Genomic DNA, 2,508 nt, shown 5'->3' with positions numbered 1-2,508 from the left:
TTCAGAACTAACACAGTGGACGCGAGCAACTGAGGACAAGCCCTCGGCCTATTAGTACCAGTCAGCTCCACCCGTTACCGGGCTTCCACATCTGGCCTATCAACCCAGTCGTCTACTGGGAGCCTTACCCTCTCAAGGAGGTGGGAATACTCATCTTGAAGCAGGCTTCCCGCTTAGATGCTTTCAGCGGTTATCCCTCCCGAACGTAGCCAACCAGCCATGCCCTTGGCAGGACAACTGGCACACCAGAGGTTCGTCCGTCCCGGTCCTCTCGTACTAGGGACAGCCCTTCTCAATATTCCTACGCGCACAGCGGATAGGGACCGAACTGTCTCACGACGTTCTAAACCCAGCTCGCGTACCGCTTTAATGGGCGAACAGCCCAACCCTTGGGACCGACTCCAGCCCCAGGATGCGACGAGCCGACATCGAGGTGCCAAACCATCCCGTCGATATGGACTCTTGGGGAAGATCAGCCTGTTATCCCCGGGGTACCTTTTATCCGTTGAGCGACGGCGCTTCCACAAGCCACCGCCGGATCACTAGTCCCGACTTTCGTCCCTGCTCGACCCGTCGGTCTCACAGTCAAGCTCCCTTGTGCACTTACACTCAACACCTGATTGCCAACCAGGCTGAGGGAACCTTTGGGCGCCTCCGTTACCCTTTGGGAGGCAACCGCCCCAGTTAAACTACCCATCAGACACTGTCCCTGATCCGGATCACGGACCGAGGTTAGACATCCAGCACGACCAGAGTGGTATTTCAACGGCGACTCCACCATGACTGGCGTCACGGCTTCAAAGTCTCCCACCTATCCTACACAAGCCGAACCGAACACCAATATCAAACTGTAGTAAAGGTCCCGGGGTCTTTCCGTCCTGCTGCGCGAAACGAGCATCTTTACTCGTAGTGCAATTTCACCGGGCCTATGGTTGAGACAGTCGAGAAGTCGTTACGCCATTCGTGCAGGTCGGAACTTACCCGACAAGGAATTTCGCTACCTTAGGATGGTTATAGTTACCACCGCCGTTTACTGGCGCTTAAGTTCTCAGCTTCGCAACCCCGAAAGGTCACTAACCGGTCCCCTTAACGTTCCAGCACCGGGCAGGCGTCAGTCCGTATACATCGCCTTACGGCTTCGCACGGACCTGTGTTTTTAGTAAACAGTCGCTTCTCGCTGGTCTCTGCGGCCACCCCCAGCTCACGGAGTAAATCCGATCACCAGTGATGGCCCCCCTTCTCCCGAAGTTACGGGGGCATTTTGCCGAGTTCCTTAACCATAGTTCACCCGAACGCCTCGGTATTCTCTACCTGACCACCTGAGTCGGTTTAGGGTACGGGCCGCCATGAAACTCGCTAGAGGCTTTTCTCGACAGCATAGGATCATCCACTTCACCACAATCGGCTCGGCATCAGGTCTCAGCCTTGTATGAGGGACGGATTTGCCTACCCCTCGGCCTACACCCTTACCCCGGGACAACCACCGCCCGGGCTGGACTACCTTCCTGCGTCACCCCATCGCTTACCTACTACAAGTCTGGTTCGTCGGCTCCACCACTTTCCTTTCCCCGAAGGGTCCGGAACGGCTTCACGGACTTAGCATCGCCTGATTCGATATTGGGCGTTTCAAAGCGGGTACCGGAATATCAACCGGTTGTCCATCGACTACGCCTGTCGGCCTCGCCTTAGGTCCCGACTTACCCTGGGCAGATCAGCTTGACCCAGGAACCCTTAGTCAATCGGCGCACACGTTTCTCACGTGTGTATCGCTACTCATGCCTGCATTCTCACTCGTGAACCGTCCACAACTAGCTTCCGCTGCTGCTTCACCCGGCACACGACGCTCCCCTACCCATCACAGCAGGCGTTGGCCCTATTGCTGCAATGACACGACTTCGGCGGTACGCTTGAGCCCCGCTACATTGTCGGCGCGGAATCACTTGACCAGTGAGCTATTACGCACTCTTTCAAGGGTGGCTGCTTCTAAGCCAACCTCCTGGTTGTCTCTGCGACTCCACATCCTTTCCCACTTAGCGTACGCTTAGGGGCCTTAGTCGATGCTCTGGGCTGTTTCCCTCTCGACCATGGAGCTTATCCCCCACAGTCTCACTGCCGTGCTCTCACTTACCGGCATTCGGAGTTTGGCTAAGGTCAGTAACCCGGTAGGGCCCATCGCCTATCCAGTGCTCTACCTCCGGCAAGAAACACACGACGCTGCACCTAAATGCATTTCGGGGAGAACCAGCTATCACGGAGTTTGATTGGCCTTTCACCCCTAACCACAGGTCATCCCCCAGGTTTTCAACCCTGGTGGGTTCGGTCCTCCACGAAGTCTTACCTCCGCTTCAACCTGCCCATGGCTAGATCACTCCGCTTCGGGTCTAGAGCGTGCAACTCAATCGCCCTATTCGGACTCGCTTTCGCTACGGCTTCCCCACACGGGTTAACCTCGCTACACACCGCTAACTCGCAGGCTCATTCTTCAAAAGGCACGCAGTCACGAGATAC

Annotated in this window: 1 rRNA gene (running past one end of the window); it reads right to left on the bottom strand. The window is 56.3% G+C overall.

Annotated elements, in window-relative coordinates:
* Nucleotides 1-30: 30 nt before the first annotated feature.
* Nucleotides 31-2,508, bottom strand: a 23S ribosomal RNA gene (locus AB0B01_RS30530); it runs 159 nt beyond the window's last position.

Origin of the sequence: Streptomyces sp. NPDC044571 (assembly GCF_040647115.1) — a bacterium.
In the GTDB taxonomy this organism is placed as follows: domain Bacteria; phylum Actinomycetota; class Actinomycetes; order Streptomycetales; family Streptomycetaceae; genus Streptomyces.
Note: the sequence above shows the minus strand (reverse complement) of the source record. Positions and strands in the feature narration are given on the sequence as shown.